Genomic DNA, 14363 nt, shown 5'->3' with positions numbered 1-14363 from the left:
GAGAGAGAGGCTCCTGGCCGCCCGTCGCGGAGAAACCACCATGGCCAAAGCTGCCAGGAAGAAGCCCGTCGCCCCGATGATCGTCTTTTCGCGGGCGCGCGACATTCCGTTCAACCGCATCAGGCTGTCGGACAGCAATGTCCGCGAGACCGATGTCGAGGCGGGTCTGGACGAACTTACCCATGACATCGACCGGCGCGAGGATCTCGTGCAGGGTCTCAATGTCCGCGCCATCCTCGACGAGGACGGCAATGAGACCGGCGAGTTCGAAACCCCGGCCGGCGGCCGCCGCTACAGGTCCATCGCGCGCCTTGTCGAGGCCGGTCGCTTCCCGGCCGAAGGGCTCGTGCCCTGCATCGTCAAGAAGGCCGACGCCAAGACCTCGGCCGTGGACGACTCGCTGGCCGAGAACCTGCTGCGCCTCGCCCTGCATCCGCTCGACCAGTTCAAGGCGTTCAAGCGGATGTTCGACATGGGCATGTCGAAGGAGGAGATCGCCGACGCATGGCGGACCACCCCGCGCTACATCATGCAGCGTCTTCGCCTCGCCACCGTCGCGCCGACGCTGCACGACGCCTATGCGCGCAACGAGATGACGCTGGCGATGCTGGAAGCCTTCACCGTCAACCCCGACCACGAGCGCCAGCAGCAGGTCTGGGAGCGCATCAGCACGTCGTGGCAGAAGGAACCCTGGCAGATCCGCAACATGCTGACCGAGACCACGGTTCCGGCCGCCGACAAGCGCGCCCGCTTCATTGGCGTTGACGCTTACGATGCGGCGGGTGGCCCGGTGCTGCGCGACCTCTTCTCCGAGGAGAACGGCGGCTGGTTGCAGGACGTCACGCTTCTCGACCGGCTGGTCGACGAGAAGCTGCGCACCGTCGCCGACGAGATCGCCGGTCAGGGCTGGAAGTGGATCGACGCGGCAGTCGAGCTGCCCTACGGCCACACCAACGGGTTGCGCAGGCTGGTCGGCGTGACCCAGGAACTGACCGACGAGGAACGCGCCACCCGAGAGGCGCTGCGCGACGAGTATGACGAACTCGAAGCGCAGTATGCCGAAGCCGACGAGCTGCCCGATGAGGTCGATCAGCGGCTCGGGGAAATCGAAGCCGAGCTGGAAGCCTTCGAGAATCGGCCTGTCACCTTCGCGCCGGAGGACATCGCTCGTGCCGGTGTCTTCGTCAGCATCGGCCGCGATGGCGAGTTGATCGTCAGCAACGGCTACGTCCGCTCCGAGGACGAACAACCCGAGACCGTCGATGGCGAGGATGCCACCGAGGGTGCGGACCCGTCCGATCCCGATGCCGTGCAGCGCGCGGTCATCACCGTCGGCGGCGAGCCCGTCCCGGACGCCGATGAAGAGGAGGACGATGCCGTCAAGCCGTTGCCCGAGCGACTCGTGACCGACCTGACCGCCTGGCGGACGCTGGCGCTGCGCAATGCGCTTGCCGAGAATCCGCGCGTCGCCATGACGGCGCTGCTGCACAAGCTGGTTCTCGATACTTTCGAGCGCACCGCCACCTCGGGAACCAGCCTCTATGCCGCCGTGCGTCACATCTATCTTCCCACGGATGCGACCGGGCTCGCTGACAGCGCCGCCGCGAAGATGATCGACGAGCGCGCGGACGCCTGGCGGGGGGACATTCCCTCCGGTGATGACGACCGGCTCTGGGACTGGATCGACGGTCTCGACGATGCCAGCCGCCTGGCGCTGCTTGCGCATTGCGTCAGTTTCGGCGTCAACGCGCTCTACGAGCGGCCCAACCCCTATTCGGGGAATGGCATCTCGCAGCACGGTCTCGACCGCCGCATGGCCGAGGCCGAACGGCTGGCGCAGGCCACCGGCCTCGACCTCGTCGAAGCGGGCTGGAGGCCAACGGTCGAGAACTATCTGGGCCGCGTGACCAAGACCCGCATCATCGAGGCGGTGCGCGAGGGTGCCGGCGATCGCGCGGCCGATCTCATCGCGCATCTCAAGAAGGGCGACATGGCGAAGGAGGCCGAACGGCTCCTGGCCGATACCGGCTGGCTGCCGGAGCCGCTGCGCCCCGCCATCGAGGCGCAGGCCGTGGATGGCGCGACCGATCAGGACGAGGACAGCGTGGCGCTGCCCGACTTCCTCGCCGGTGGCCATGAGGACACGGCCGAGGCCGCCGACGATCCGGAGGCCCTCGTCGCCGCCGAGTGACGCGAATCAGCGGGGCGGCCTCCGTCGCCCCGCATTCCATCCCTTCCATCTCAAGGCCCGGCATCTCGCCGGGCCGCTTTCGTTTCAGGAGCAAGATCATGTCCGCTTCCCTCATCTTCGACATCGTGCCGCTCGGCTCGCTCGTGGCCTACAGCGACGGCCAGCCGAAGCCGCCCGCACGTTTCACCAAGAAGCTCGCCGCGTGGAAATCCCGCAACGGGGCCGGTCGTCTCGTGCGCAAGGAACCGGGCCGCGAGCGCCCGACCTACACGACCACGCCGTCCTTCACCCTGCATGAAGGCGATTTCGGCGAAGGCGGCATCATTCTTATCACCGTCATGCGCAGCTACGGCATCGACAGCGATCTGAGCTTCCGGGTGATCGAACGCCCGAAGATCGGTCAAGTCCGCGTTGTGCAGGATGTCGGAGAGAACGTCGAATTGCTGCACCTCGCGGAGAACCACGAGGCGGCCGAACTCTGGCTAGCCAGGAACGGCTACACCCGCGCGCGCCTCGAGGAGATCACCGCCGACGAGGCAGGCGCCGAAGCCGTCGAGGGTCGAGCTGCCGCGTGACGTTCGCCGATCCCGTTCATCCGGCCCGCTTGTCCCGTGACGGCGGGCCTTCTTCGTTTCAGGAGAACACAATGGCCATTCCCGATCCCGTTCGAACGAACTTCGACACTCTGCTTCGTGCTGCCGATGACGGCAATCTCGCCCTTATGGAATGCCTCGACGCCGCGACCCGTGAGACACGCTATGTCCTGTGCGCGGTCGGCCGCGACGGGGGTGATTACGTCTTCACGCCGTTCGGCCATCTCGCAAGCGGCAACCCCTATGACGCCTATCTGCCGCCGGATCCCGACGATCCTGCCGGCTTTGTCGAGAAGGCCGAAGATGGGGGCGCATCATGATGACGGTCGATGAAATCTTCGCCGATGACCGCCGCAATCCGCCATCGGAGCGCTCGCTTCCCTGGGAGGAAACCCGCAACGGCGTCACCGTCATCGTGGAACCGAAACCGCATTGGGCCGAGGACATGCGCGCCTTCCGGCTCGATGCCCGCGAATACTGCCGCTATGCCGACTGGACGGCCCATGGCGCCCGGACGCGCTTTTTCGGTCATATCGACACCTCCGGCGACGATGTGATGATGAAGGCCCGCGCCATGATCGCCCGCGAAATCGCCGATGGGTTCTGGGACTGACCGGCCCTGAAAGCCGAACCTTGCACACGGGGCTATCGGGTATCGCTGCACAAGCAGCGATGGATCGAGTTCGAGCTTCACCATTGCGCCAACTCCTTGGTGTTGTGGGGGCAACGGGTTCCGTCCCCGGCCTGAAACACACCCTGAATATCCGCCGGCAACGAGGCTGGCGCAGCAAAGCATCTGCGACGGGTTTCCGGCACCGGCTCGACGCAAAGCACCATCCCCCGCTTCAATTCGCTAACCTTGGTCCGACCGTCTCTTTGCATTCAACCCCGGTGGGGTCGGCTTACGCGCGCGTGCCGCCCTCGGGGATTCGGAAAGAATCCGAACGCCCGAGGGTGATTGCAGATCCGGTCAGACACTTCGGGCGCCTGTCGCGCGGGGGATGGTCCCCCGCCTCCAAAGACAGGAGCCGGAACCCATGTCCTACGCAGATGCCACCGCTTTCGCCGCCAGCCTCGCCACCACGCTGATGGTCGTGATCGTCGTGTTCCAGGCCGGGGACGGCACCCACGGCGCCATGCCCGCCGACGAGTTCGACGGCGACGAAGAGATGGTGAAGCTCGAACTCGATCCCTTCGGCTGAGGCGCGAAAGCGCCTCCGCCCGACGGCCCGGCCCGCGTCAGGCGCAGCCGGGCCTTGTGCCATGCGCAGGCTGCGCATCGCCAGCGGCGGTGCCGAGGCCTCGCCTCGGCTGTGGAAAGGGAGAGTTGGGCCGGGATCGGGGCGAGCCTGGCGGAAGGAGAGGAGAGCGCCGCCGGGCCATATCATCCCGCTCTCCTGGAGGATCATCCAATGACCGATACCGACAAACCAGCCACGCCGGAATTCGACATGGCCGCCAGCGTCGCGCGCTTCTTCGCCGAGCGCGATGAGCGCAACCGTCGCGCTGAAGCGGTCCGTCCCGACAACAAGACGGCGCTGTTCGATGCGCTGGCCGCCGCAGGCATCACTCTCGTGACCGTCACCTTCGACGGTTCTGGCGACAGCGGCCAGATCGAGGACATCACCGCGCAATCGGACGACCGGACCGTGGACCTGCCGCAGGGCGAGATCACCATTGCCACGGTGGCATGGGGAACCGACAAGGTGACCGCAATCTCAATGGGCGTTGAGGCGGCCATCGAACAGCTCGCCTATGACTTCCTCTCGGAAACCCATGGCGGCTGGGAGAACAATGATGGCGCCTATGGCGAGTTCAGCTTCGATGTGGCGGCGCGCACCATCACGCTCGACTACAACGAGCGCTACACCGCCACCGAATTCTACAGTCACGAGTTCTGAGGGGGCGGAAATGGCACATCCCTATCATCATGCGCTCTCGTCGGTGAAGAAATGGGGCGGCACGGTCGAGGATTACTTGCCCATCCATAGCTGGTTCGATGCCAGCAAGGAGATCCTGGCCGATTTTCGTCATCGCGCGCTTCGCCACCATGCCGAGGGCATCTTCATGGCCGAGACCATTTTCGGGGCGACGATCACCCTGTCCACCGGCAGGGTGATCCCGGCCCGATGGGTCGGGGAGCAGCATGTCCGCGAGGATCTGGGCCGTATCCCGTCCTTCGCCGATTGGGCGCGGGCAATCCACCCGGCGCCTTGGATGGGGCGGACGCAGCGGATCGAGGCGGAGGTCGATCCGCATTGCGTCAATGGCCGACTTCAGGAAGAAGTCTGAGCAGTCGCGTCAGCCTCCCCCTTATGAAAGCCTCTTGCCATGCTCAGCCATATCGTCATCTCCGTCCTGCTCTGCACGGCTTCCTGCGAACCGGCGGAAATCCGCGTCTGGGACGGTGACTCGATCCGGCTGGGTATGGGACAGCAGTCCGAAGCTGTTCGGATATTCAACATCGACGCTCCCGAAATGGAGGGCCGCTGCATCCATGAAACCGACCTTGCCCGGCAAGCGAAGATCAGGCTGGCGGAAATCCTGCAAGGTCGGCGGGTCGAAATCCTGCGTCAGGGGACCGACCGCTATGGCCGGACCCTGGCGGCGATACGCGTAGAAGGCCGCGATGTCGGCGATATTCTCGTCGATGAAGGGCTGGCGAGAACCTGGGCCGGGCGGCGTGAGCCCTGGTGCTGATCGCCGGATCGTCCCGCCGAGGTGCGGGACGATCCACCGTCGGGACGGGAGAGTAAGAGTGCGGGCCGGTTGGCCGTGACGGATTGTGAGGCGGGAGAGGGGCTTCCGCCGTCCGTCGCGGAGCATTCCCCATGAGCCTTTCCCACCACACCACTTTCGCCTCGATCGGCGAAATTGTCGCGCGACAGATCCTGCCCCGGCTGCGTCATGCCCAGAAGCTGCCGCTGCGCATCTCCTGCATCGGTATCGCCAGCGATGACGAAAGCGATGACGTCGGCGGCTTCGACCGCACGCTCGTCATCGGCCAGTGCCAATCCCCCGAAGAGGCGCTGATCATCGCCAGCCAGCGCGTTGCGCGCGGTGATTTCCGCGTTGGACAGGGCGATGCGCTGCGCTTTCGCCCCCGCGTCATGGTCATTCAGGACAACGAACTGGGCCTTGTCCTTGCCGGTGAGGTCCGGGCCGGGATCGTGCTCTGGCAGCATCCGGTCGCCTCCGACGCCGAGGCTCGCCGCACCGTCACGGAGGCCAGCCGTCTGCGGGGCATGGCCTTCACGGCATCCGGGCGCGGCGATGCGGTATCGGCTCGTGATCTCCGCCACCGCGCCAGCCTGCTCGAGGCGCGGCTGGTCGATCCCTTCTGGCGCGAGACGACTGCCGATCTGCTGCGGCTGCCACAAGCTGCCTGACCTGTCGCCCCTTTCCATCCACTAGGCCCGGCCCCGCGCCGGGCCTTCTCGTTTCAGGAGCCTGACATGGCCGACTACTTCACCCATTTCTCCTGCCTGCTCGACGTGGGCAGCCCCGAGAACGCCGCCCGCGCGCTTGATCTCTACAACGCGCTGGCGCACGAAAACGCCGCCGAAGATCCGCCCTCGGACGGCTTCATGCTTTCGATCCAGCCCGAACATGGCGGCACCCAGCTCTGGATGCGCGATGACGGCACCGGCGATCCCGAGCATGTCATCCAGTTCGTCAAACGCTGTGCCGCCGCGTTCGGCCTGACCGGGCTATGGGGGATGCAATACGCCAATACCTGCTCACGTCCGAGAATCGACGGGTTCGGGGGCGGCGCGCATGTCCTCGACCTCGCCACCGGCGAGACGGTGGACTGGATCTACACCGACGGTTGGCTTTCCACCGTTCTGGACGGGGGCGACCCCAATGCCTGACGTCATCGAAACCACGGTCTATCGGCTCGACGAGCTTTCCGAAGCCGCGAAAGGCAAGGCCCGCGCCTGGTATCGCGAGGGCGGCTTCGACTACGATTGGTACGATGCCGTCTATGAGGATTTCCGGCGGATCGCGGACATCCTCGGCATCCGCATCAAGACCCGCACCGTCCGCCTCATGGGCGGCGGCGTGCGACAAGAGCCTTGCATCTGGTTTACGGGCTTCTGGTCGCAGGGCGATGGCGCCGCGTTCGAAGGCCACTATTCCTATCGCAAAGGCACGGCGGCGGAAATCCGTGCCTATGCGCCGAAGGATGCGGAGCTGCACCGCATCGCGGATGCCCTACATCAGGCGCAACGCCGCAACTTCTACCAGTTGACGGCCGAGACGACCCATCGGGGGCGATACTATCACGAATACTGCATGGCGATCTCGGTCACCCGCGACAGCCCGACAGGGCAGGGCATGACCGCCGATGCCGAGGAGACCGTCATCGAGGCATTGCGCGATCTCGCGCGTTGGCTCTATCGCCAGCTTGAGCGCGACTACGATGACCTGACTTCGGATGAGGCGGTCGATGAGGCCATCGGTGCCAACGAATACAGCTTCACAGTTGATGGGAATCGCTTCGGCTAAAGCCCGGCTTTCCGGGGTTACAGTACCGACCGCAGGTCCGTCCGTGAGAAATCATCGCCGACAAAGAGCAACGGACAGCCGCGCTCGCTCGCGACCTCATAGGCGAAGCAATCGCCGTAGTTGAGACCGGCGGGATGAACGCCCTTGCCCCAGCGGGCATAGGCTTCGGAGATCCTGCGTGCCGAAGCCTCCGTGACGGAGACGACCTCGAACCCAAGGCCCTCGATCAGGGCGGCAATCTCTTCCCCAACATTGCGGCGCCCTGCGACGATCAGCGTCTCGGCCACGGTTCCGGCCGAGATCAGCAATCCGTCCGCCGCCTCGATCGCCGCCATGCAGGTCTCGGCCTGCGGCTCGTCCAGCACGATCGCCATCAGCGCCGAGGTGTCGACGACGATCACGCCGGCATCCCGTCATCACCATAGAGGAAGTCCTGACTGCGCGCGGCATCGGCGCCGGGCAGTGCCTTGCCCCGCGCCGTGGCCCGGACCCGCTCCATCAGCGCACGCCGGCCTTTCGGGGTCGCTGCGACAGCAACCCGCACGAGGCGGGCGACCTCATGGCCCCGCCGGGTTAGGATCACCTCGTCGCCGGCCTCGGCGCGTTTCACCAGTTCGGTGAGCTGCCCTTTCGCCTCGGTGACAGAAACCCTCATCGCACATCGCTCCAGATGTTCTCCGCTATCCTGCCAAGATGGTCCATAGAATGGTCCATTTCAAGCCCCCAGAGCGAGAGGAGGGCCGGGAGAGGGTGCCTCCGGACGGGTTGAGAGAGGGTCGTCCGGCTGCCGTCCCTTTCCCTCCAGGAGACCGATCATGGCTTTGCCCGAACTTGCTTCTCAATCCGCAACCCGTGTCCCCGACGCGCGCCGCATGGAGTTCCTGCCGCGCCTTTTCGGCCGGCGCCTGCTCATCATCGGCGAGCATGCCGTCTTCCGATTCATGGAGATCCTCAGCCCCGCCGATTACGGCGGCGGGCTCTGGGATTTCTACGAACGCGCCGGCCAGCCGCTCTATCTCGCGCCGACATCAAAGCCCCGTTACCTCCTGTTCTGCGAAGGCAACGGTTTCGAGGGCGAGGTCTCATGCGATGCGGCTGGGATCATCGCCACGCTCTTCGCCTTCTCGCATCTTTCCTTCCGCTACGATGACGACGAACTCGCCGAGGGCTATGGCCGTCTCTACGAACATGCCGCCAATCACCCGGAGGCGGCGGCGATCTTCCAGGCCATCGACTGAAACCCACAAGCGCCCAGCCTGACGGTCGGGCGCTTGTTTCATGCCTGCTTTCGCCACGGCTTCAGAGCGAGAGATGGGCCGGAAGGGGTTTGAGCCGGTGCGGTCGAGAGAGAGCGCTGCCCGGCTTGATCCTGACTTGCTCTCCCGAGGAATCCCCGATGAACATGATTTCCGCATCCGCGGCGGCATCCGCCACCGCGCCGCTTCCGCGCGACCACGACGCCGAGACCGCAGCCCGCATATTCACCGCTGCCGGCCTACTGCTGCCGCATCTGGAACGCGGTCAGCGTGTCGACGCCGCCACGCTGCGCGGCGCGATGGAAGCGGGTTTCGGCGCTTCCGATGCCACCGGCGCCTGGACCTGGAAGCTGGCCTATGATGCCTGCGAGGCTGCGACCGTCCTCTTCCTGCGCAAATACGGCAATGTGCTTTTCCGTAAAGCCGCCTCGAAGTCGGCGATCCTGCCGCAGCTCGGCAAGATCTCCGGGCTTCTGCCGACGCATACGCGCCGCTCGGAAGAAGCGCAGACCTTCCAGCAGTTCTCCACCCCGATCCCGCTCGGTTTCGCGGCGGTCACGGCGGCGGCGATCACGCCTGCCGACCGTGTGCTGGAGCCCTCGGCCGGCACCGGGCTCCTCGCCATCCTGGCCGAGATCGCCGGCGGCACGCTTCTCGTAAATGAACTGGCCGAGATGCGCGCCGGCCTGCTTTCCTCTCTCTTTCCGGCCCTTTCCGTTACCCGCTTCGACGCGGCCCAGATCGATGACCATCTCGATCCCTGCCTTGTCCCGACCGTCGTGCTGATGAATCCACCGTTCTCGGTCATGGCCAATGTCGAGGGGCGCATGCGTGACGCCGCCTTTCGCCATCTCGCTTCGGCGCTGGCGCGTCTTGCGCCCGGCGGACGGCTCGTGACCATCACCGGCGCGAGCTTCGCCCCCGATAATCCGGCGTGGACCGCCTCCTGGACCCGGCTGCAGGAACGCGGTCGCGTCACCTTTTCCGCCGCCATCGACGGCTCGGTCTATGCCAAGCAAGGCACCACTGTCCCGACCCGGCTCACGGTCATCGACAAGCTGCCGGCCGAAGATGCGGCGGTGTTTCCGGCAGCGCCTGGTGTCGCGCCGGACGTGGCCACGCTGATCGCCTGGCTAGCCGACCTGCTTCCCACGCGGCTGCCGGTCGATCCCGGCCTGACGGTGCCGGTCGCACGACCCACCGCGCCCCGCACCGTGCGCGGCTACGTCAACCGCGCCGCGCGATCCGCGCCCGCCGCGCCCCTTGCGGAACCGGAGGCCGTGCCGGTCGCCTACGAGACCGTGGATTGGGAACCGGCCGAGGGCGGCGGCCTCTCCGACGCGATCTACGAGGAATACGGGCTTCAGACCATCCGCATCGACGGGGCGCAGGCGCATCCTACCCAGCTCGTGCAGTCGGCCTCGATGGCGAGCATCGCGCCGCCGAAGCCCAGCTATCGGCCGACGCTTCCCAACGACATTCTCGGCAAGCTGTCCGAGGCGCAGCTGGAGACCGTGATTTATTCGGGCGAGGCCCATGGGGGCTTCCTCGCCGGGGGCTGGACGATCGATGACACGCTCGACAATCTCGCCGCCGCGCCGGAGGATGCCGAGGGAGCAATCCGTTTCCGTCAGGGCTTCATGATCGGCGACGGCACCGGCGTCGGCAAGGGTCGGGAATCCGCCGCCATCATCCTCGACAACTGGATGCAGGGGCGGCGTAAGGCGATCTGGATCTCGAAATCCGACAAGCTGTTGGAGGACGCGCAACGTGACTGGTCGGCGCTCGGCATGGAGCGGCTGCTGGTCACGCCGCTGTCGCGATTCCCGCAAGGCAAGCCCATCACGCTGAACGAAGGCATCCTGTTTCTAACCTATGCCACGCTGCGCTCCGACGACCGGGGGACAAGGGTTTCCAGGGTCAAACAGATCGTCGAATGGTTGGGCACAGACTTCGATGGGGTGGTGATTTTCGACGAGGCGCATGCCATGGCCAATGCCGCAGGAGGCAGGGGAGAACGCGGCGATGTCGCCGCCTCGCAGCAGGGCCGTGCCGGGCTGCGCATCCAGCATGCGCTTCCCGATGCCCGAGTCGTCTATGTCTCGGCCACCGGCGCCACCACCGTCCACAATCTCGCCTATGCGCAGCGGCTCGGTCTCTGGGGCGGCGAGGATTTCCCCTTCTCGACCAGGGCGGAGTTCGTCGAGGCGATCGAGGCCGGCGGCGTCGCGGCGATGGAGGTGCTGGCCCGCGACCTGCGGGCGCTTGGCCTCTACACCGCCCGCTCGCTGTCCTTCAAAGGCGTGGAATACGAGTTGCTCGACCACGAACTGACCCCTGAACAGGTCCGCATCTACGACAGCTATGCCGATGCCTTCGCCATCATCCATAACAATCTCGATGCGGCGATGCAGGCCGCCAACATCACCGGCGGCGAGGGCGGGTCCGGCACGCTGAACCGGCAGGCCAAGTCCGCCGCCCGCTCGGCCTTTGAGAGCGCCAAGCAGAGGTTCTTCGGGCACCTGTTGACGTCGATGAAAACCCCGACGCTGATCCGGTCCATCACGGCCGATCTGGAAGCGGGACATTCTTCCGTCATCCAGATCGTCTCGACCGGCGAGGCGCTGATGGAACGGCGGCTGGCAGAGATCCCCACCGAGGAATGGGGCGATCTGAAAATGGACCTGTCGCCGCGCGAATATGTCCTAGATTACCTTGCCCATTCCTTCCCGGTCCAACTCTACGAGCCGTTCACCGACAGCGAGGGCAATCTGTCCTCGCGCCCGGTCTATCGTGATGGCCAGCCGGTCGAGAGCCGCGAGGCCGCGGCCCGGCGCGACGAGATGATCGCAAGCCTCGCCAGCCTGCCGCCGGTTCCCGGCGCGCTCGACCAGATCATCCAGTATTTCGGGACCGACACGGTGGCCGAGGTCACGGGTCGTTCGCGCCGTATCGTCCGCAAACGCAGCGTCACCATCGACCGGCTCGTCGTGGAAAGCCGCGCCGGTTCGGCCAACCTGGCCGAGACGCAAGCCTTCATGGACGATCAGAAGCGCGTGCTGGTCTTTTCCGATGCGGGCGGCACGGGCCGGTCGTATCACGCCGAACTGTCGGCGAAGAATACCCGGCTGCGTGTCCACTATCTCCTCGAAGCCGGGTGGAAGGCGGACGCCGCCATCCAGGGCCTCGGCCGCACGCATCGCACCAACCAGGCACAGCCGCCACTGTTCCGACCGATCTCGACCAATGTGAAGGCCGAGAAGCGCTTCCTCTCGACCATCGCCCGCCGTCTTGACACGCTGGGCGCGATTACGCGCGGCCAGCGCCAGACCGGTGGTCAGGGCCTGTTCCGCCCGGAAGATAACCTGGAATCGCATTACGCCCGTGACGCGCTGCGCCAGCTTTATCTCCTGCTGGTGCGCGGCAAGGTCGACGGCTGCTCACTGGAGCGGTTCGAGGCTGCCACCGGGTTGAAGCTGATGGATGCGAACGGCATCAAGGACAATTTGCCGGCCATCACCACCTTCCTCAACCGGCTGCTGGCGCTGACCATCGAGCTTCAGGGCATCCTCTTCACCGCCTTCGAACAACTTCTGACCGCCCGCATCGAGGGCGCCATCGCCTCCGGCACCTATGACGCCGGGCTGGAGACCCTGCGCGCCGAGAGCTTCGTAGTGACGGATCGGCAGGTGATCTACACGCACCCGCGCACCGGGGCCGAGACCAGCCTGCTGACCATCACCGAACGCAGGCGCAACCGCCCGGTGACGCTCGACGCCGCGCTGGCGGAACTCGACGATCCCCGCGCCAGGCTGCTGATCAACGAGCGCTCAGGCCGGGCAGCGGTGCAGATCCCCACCACCAGCGTGATGTTGGACGATGGCGAGATCGAGCGCCGCGTCCGGCTGATCCGGCCGATGGAAGCGCAGAACGTCCAGGTCAGGATGATGCGCGAGACCCATTGGGTCGAAGCCGACAGGGATGCCTTCGCATCGGCCTGGGAAGCCGAAGTCGCGGAGGTGCCGGAGTTCGCCGAGTCCACCTTGCACATGGTGACGGGCCTGCTGCTACCGATCTGGAAGCGGCTGCCGAACGACTCCACTCGCGTCTATCGGCTTCAGTCTGACGCCGGCGAGCGCATCATCGGCCGCAAGGTCTCCCCGGCTTGGGCGGCCAATGCGACCGAGACCGGCATCACCTCGGTCTCGCCGGACGATGCCTTCGCGGCGCTGCTGGAAAGTCGGACCATCCTCGATCTCGCTGAGGGCCTCCAGCTTCGCCGGGTCCGGGTCATGGGGGCAAACCGGATCGAGCTGTCGGGTTTCACCGACACCATGCGCCAGCGCCTCACGGCCTATGGGCTGTTCCACGAGATCATCTCCTGGAAGCTGCGCATGTTCGTGCCGGTCGATGCCAGCGGTCCGGCGATCCTCGGGAAGCTCTTCGACCGCTGGCCGGTCGAGCGCATCGGCGAGCGGGAGGCAGCCTGATGCCCAGGCACGACGCATCCGAACTGGCGATCCGCCTTGGCCGAGAGGCCGAGGCGGTCTGCCGCCACTACCTGTCGTCCGGCCACCGCGCCGGGCGATACTGGCTGGTCGGTGACGTGCGGAACACCCCAGGACGCTCCATGTTCGTGCGGCTGACCGGCCCGGAATCCGGCAAGGGTGCGGCGGGCAAGTGGAGTGACATGGCGACGGGAGAGCATGGCGACCTTCTCGACGTCATCCGCGAGGCGCTCGGCCTCGCCGATTTCAAGGACGTGGCTGAGGAAGCGCGCCGCTTCCTCGCCCTCCCGCATCCCGAACCGGCAAAGACGAGAGCGCCGACCGACAGCACATCCGGCGCGGCACCCGGTTCGCCTGAAGCGTCGCGGCGGCTCTTCGCCATGGCGCAGCCGATCCACGGCACCCTTGCTGCGATCTACCTCAACCGGCGAGCGATCACCACGCTCGAAGGCACCACCGCGCTGCGCTACCATCCCCGGTGCTATTACAGGCCCAACGAGCATGCGCCCACCGAGATCAGGCCGGCGATGGTCGCCGCCGTCACCGATCTCACCGGCCACCAGACCGGCGCGCATCGCACATGGCTCGCCCCGGACGGTTCCGGCAAGGCGCCTGTCGAGACACCGCGGCGGGCGATGGGCGACCTTCTCGGCCACGCGGTCCGCTTCGGCACCGCCGATGAGGTGCTCGCCGCCGGCGAGGGCATCGAGACCGTGCTGTCGCCGCGCCAGGTCCTGCCCCGCATGCCGATGCTGGCGGCGCTTTCGGCCGCTCACCTCGCCGCCATCCTGTTCCCGCCGTCGCTGCGCAGGCTCTATGTCCTGCGCGATCGCGACCCGGCCGGGGACGGTGCAAGAGACCGACTGGCCGCCAGAGCAGCCGATCTCGGGATCGAGGCGGTCTCGCTCATGCCGCGCGAGGGCGATTTCAACGATGATCTGCGACGCCATGGCGCCGATGCCCTCGGGGCGGCCTTGAAGGATCAGCTTCATCCCGAAGACGTCCGCCGTTTCATGGAAGGGTGAGGGTGTGATCGGCCCCGGAGGCTCGGTCCGGCTCGGCCTCTGCCGGTTTCGTTCGCTTGCCATCGGCAGGTGCATCCATCGCCGGAGAGTCCCGCACCCACGGCCTGTCTCGAGAGGGCGATCGGCGCACAAGCGGGACGGGCAGGCAATGGCCGGGAGCGACTAATTTCCGCCGGCGGCTGTGCCGCCTTTGCATCGCGAAAGGCAAATTAGCCGCACCCGGCCATCAAGGCCCTCGCAGAGCGGGCGAGGGCTGCCAGCCCGTCCCGCCCGTGCGCTTC

The 14363-nt window shown here is 66.3% G+C and carries 16 protein-coding genes; 14 read left to right on the top strand and 2 right to left on the bottom strand.

The features are described from left to right. Window positions 1–40: 40 nt before the first annotated feature. From JCM7685_RS00195 to JCM7685_RS00145, 11 genes are all read left to right on the top strand, one after another. The gene (locus tag JCM7685_RS00195) at window positions 41–2191 is read left to right on the top strand and encodes a ParB/RepB/Spo0J family partition protein (RefSeq protein WP_074970581.1); all 2151 of its coding nucleotides are present in this window, start codon (window positions 41–43) and stop codon (window positions 2189–2191) included. 98 nt (window positions 2192–2289) lie between these two features. Next, window positions 2290–2766 (top strand): hypothetical protein, encoded by a 477-nt coding sequence (locus JCM7685_RS00190; protein WP_074970579.1) that lies wholly within the window; start codon window positions 2290–2292, stop codon window positions 2764–2766. A 71-nt stretch (window positions 2767–2837) separates the two neighbouring features. Continuing rightward, the gene (locus tag JCM7685_RS00185) at window positions 2838–3104 is read left to right on the top strand and encodes a DUF6117 family protein (RefSeq protein ID WP_012092596.1); all 267 of its coding nucleotides are present in this window, start codon (window positions 2838–2840) and stop codon (window positions 3102–3104) included. Then, the gene (locus tag JCM7685_RS00180) at window positions 3101–3397 is read left to right on the top strand and encodes a hypothetical protein (RefSeq protein ID WP_012092597.1); all 297 of its coding nucleotides are present in this window, start codon (window positions 3101–3103) and stop codon (window positions 3395–3397) included. Before JCM7685_RS00185 ends, JCM7685_RS00180 begins: the two co-directional genes overlap by 4 nt. Window positions 3398–3821: 424 nt before the next feature. After that, on the top strand, window positions 3822–3986 hold the full coding sequence (locus JCM7685_RS00175; RefSeq protein WP_166507195.1) for a hypothetical protein: 165 nt from the start codon (window positions 3822–3824) through the stop codon (window positions 3984–3986). Between the two features lie 210 nt (window positions 3987–4196). Further along, window positions 4197–4685 (top strand): DUF6878 family protein, encoded by a 489-nt coding sequence (locus JCM7685_RS00170; RefSeq protein WP_012092608.1) that lies wholly within the window; start codon window positions 4197–4199, stop codon window positions 4683–4685. A gap of 10 nt (window positions 4686–4695) precedes the next feature. Continuing rightward, complete coding sequence (locus tag JCM7685_RS00165) at window positions 4696–5076, top strand: DUF6915 family protein (RefSeq protein ID WP_012092609.1); 381 nt, start codon at window positions 4696–4698, stop codon at window positions 5074–5076. Between the two features lie 39 nt (window positions 5077–5115). Further along, window positions 5116–5484 (top strand): thermonuclease family protein, encoded by a 369-nt coding sequence (locus JCM7685_RS00160; RefSeq protein ID WP_012092610.1) that lies wholly within the window; start codon window positions 5116–5118, stop codon window positions 5482–5484. Window positions 5485–5615: 131 nt separating this feature from the next. Further along, entirely contained in the window at window positions 5616–6173 is a 558-nt protein-coding gene (locus JCM7685_RS00155) for a hypothetical protein (RefSeq protein WP_039194755.1), read from the top strand. A gap of 66 nt (window positions 6174–6239) precedes the next feature. Further along, window positions 6240–6656 carry a hypothetical protein gene (locus JCM7685_RS00150; RefSeq protein ID WP_074970577.1) on the top strand — a complete coding sequence of 139 codons (417 nt, stop codon included), beginning with the start codon at window positions 6240–6242 and terminating at the stop codon, window positions 6654–6656. Further along, on the top strand, window positions 6649–7293 hold the full coding sequence (locus tag JCM7685_RS00145; RefSeq protein ID WP_074970575.1) for an antitoxin of toxin-antitoxin stability system: 645 nt from the start codon (window positions 6649–6651) through the stop codon (window positions 7291–7293). The genes JCM7685_RS00150 and JCM7685_RS00145 overlap by 8 nt, the downstream gene beginning before the upstream one ends. A 17-nt stretch (window positions 7294–7310) precedes the next feature. Here the strand turns inward: JCM7685_RS00145 and JCM7685_RS00140 are convergent, their stop codons facing one another. Together JCM7685_RS00140 and JCM7685_RS00135 are read right to left on the bottom strand one after the other, a co-directional pair. Continuing rightward, window positions 7311–7694, bottom strand: a complete 384-nt coding sequence (locus JCM7685_RS00140) for a type II toxin-antitoxin system VapC family toxin (protein WP_058098141.1) — start codon at window positions 7692–7694, stop codon at window positions 7311–7313. Beyond that, window positions 7691–7948: a type II toxin-antitoxin system Phd/YefM family antitoxin gene (locus JCM7685_RS00135; protein WP_058098140.1), complete on the bottom strand. Its 258-nt coding sequence runs from the start codon at window positions 7946–7948 to the stop codon at window positions 7691–7693. The genes JCM7685_RS00140 and JCM7685_RS00135 overlap by 4 nt, the downstream gene beginning before the upstream one ends. Window positions 7949–8108: 160 nt before the next feature. Between JCM7685_RS00135 and JCM7685_RS00130 the strand changes: the two genes are divergently transcribed. From JCM7685_RS00130 to JCM7685_RS00120, 3 genes are all read left to right on the top strand, one after another. Further along, window positions 8109–8531 carry an antirestriction protein gene (locus JCM7685_RS00130; protein ID WP_074970573.1) on the top strand — a complete coding sequence of 141 codons (423 nt, stop codon included), beginning with the start codon at window positions 8109–8111 and terminating at the stop codon, window positions 8529–8531. Window positions 8532–8689: 158 nt separating this feature from the next. Then, complete coding sequence (locus JCM7685_RS00125) at window positions 8690–13039, top strand: strawberry notch family protein (protein ID WP_074970571.1); 4350 nt, start codon at window positions 8690–8692, stop codon at window positions 13037–13039. Next, window positions 13039–14082, top strand: a complete 1044-nt coding sequence (locus tag JCM7685_RS00120; RefSeq protein WP_074970569.1) for a DUF7146 domain-containing protein — start codon at window positions 13039–13041, stop codon at window positions 14080–14082. Before JCM7685_RS00125 ends, JCM7685_RS00120 begins: the two co-directional genes overlap by 1 nt. Window positions 14083–14363: the final 281 nt, after the last annotated feature.

The organism is Paracoccus aminovorans, assembly GCF_900005615.1.
In the GTDB taxonomy this organism is placed as follows: Bacteria; Pseudomonadota; Alphaproteobacteria; order Rhodobacterales; family Rhodobacteraceae; genus Paracoccus; species Paracoccus aminovorans.
Note: the sequence above shows the minus strand (reverse complement) of the source record. Positions and strands in the feature narration are given on the sequence as shown.

What these genes read in the sequence shown, in the direction of transcription:
- JCM7685_RS00195 (WP_074970581.1), top strand. Translation starts at nt 41, where the DNA reads ATGGCCAAAGCTGCCAGGAAGAAGCCCGTCGCCCCGATGATCGTCTTT.
- JCM7685_RS00190 (WP_074970579.1), top strand. Translation starts at nt 2,290, where the DNA reads ATGTCCGCTTCCCTCATCTTCGACATCGTGCCGCTCGGCTCGCTCGTG.
- JCM7685_RS00185 (WP_012092596.1), top strand. Translation starts at nt 2,838, where the DNA reads ATGGCCATTCCCGATCCCGTTCGAACGAACTTCGACACTCTGCTTCGT.
- JCM7685_RS00180 (WP_012092597.1), top strand. Translation starts at nt 3,101, where the DNA reads ATGATGACGGTCGATGAAATCTTCGCCGATGACCGCCGCAATCCGCCA.
- JCM7685_RS00175 (WP_166507195.1), top strand. Translation starts at nt 3,822, where the DNA reads ATGTCCTACGCAGATGCCACCGCTTTCGCCGCCAGCCTCGCCACCACG.
- JCM7685_RS00170 (WP_012092608.1), top strand. Translation starts at nt 4,197, where the DNA reads ATGACCGATACCGACAAACCAGCCACGCCGGAATTCGACATGGCCGCC.
- JCM7685_RS00165 (WP_012092609.1), top strand. Translation starts at nt 4,696, where the DNA reads ATGGCACATCCCTATCATCATGCGCTCTCGTCGGTGAAGAAATGGGGC.
- JCM7685_RS00160 (WP_012092610.1), top strand. Translation starts at nt 5,116, where the DNA reads ATGCTCAGCCATATCGTCATCTCCGTCCTGCTCTGCACGGCTTCCTGC.
- JCM7685_RS00155 (WP_039194755.1), top strand. Translation starts at nt 5,616, where the DNA reads ATGAGCCTTTCCCACCACACCACTTTCGCCTCGATCGGCGAAATTGTC.
- JCM7685_RS00150 (WP_074970577.1), top strand. Translation starts at nt 6,240, where the DNA reads ATGGCCGACTACTTCACCCATTTCTCCTGCCTGCTCGACGTGGGCAGC.
- JCM7685_RS00145 (WP_074970575.1), top strand. Translation starts at nt 6,649, where the DNA reads ATGCCTGACGTCATCGAAACCACGGTCTATCGGCTCGACGAGCTTTCC.
- JCM7685_RS00135 (WP_058098140.1), bottom strand. Translation starts at nt 7,948, where the DNA reads ATGAGGGTTTCTGTCACCGAGGCGAAAGGGCAGCTCACCGAACTGGTG.
- JCM7685_RS00130 (WP_074970573.1), top strand. Translation starts at nt 8,109, where the DNA reads ATGGCTTTGCCCGAACTTGCTTCTCAATCCGCAACCCGTGTCCCCGAC.
- JCM7685_RS00125 (WP_074970571.1), top strand. Translation starts at nt 8,690, where the DNA reads ATGAACATGATTTCCGCATCCGCGGCGGCATCCGCCACCGCGCCGCTT.
- JCM7685_RS00120 (WP_074970569.1), top strand. Translation starts at nt 13,039, where the DNA reads ATGCCCAGGCACGACGCATCCGAACTGGCGATCCGCCTTGGCCGAGAG.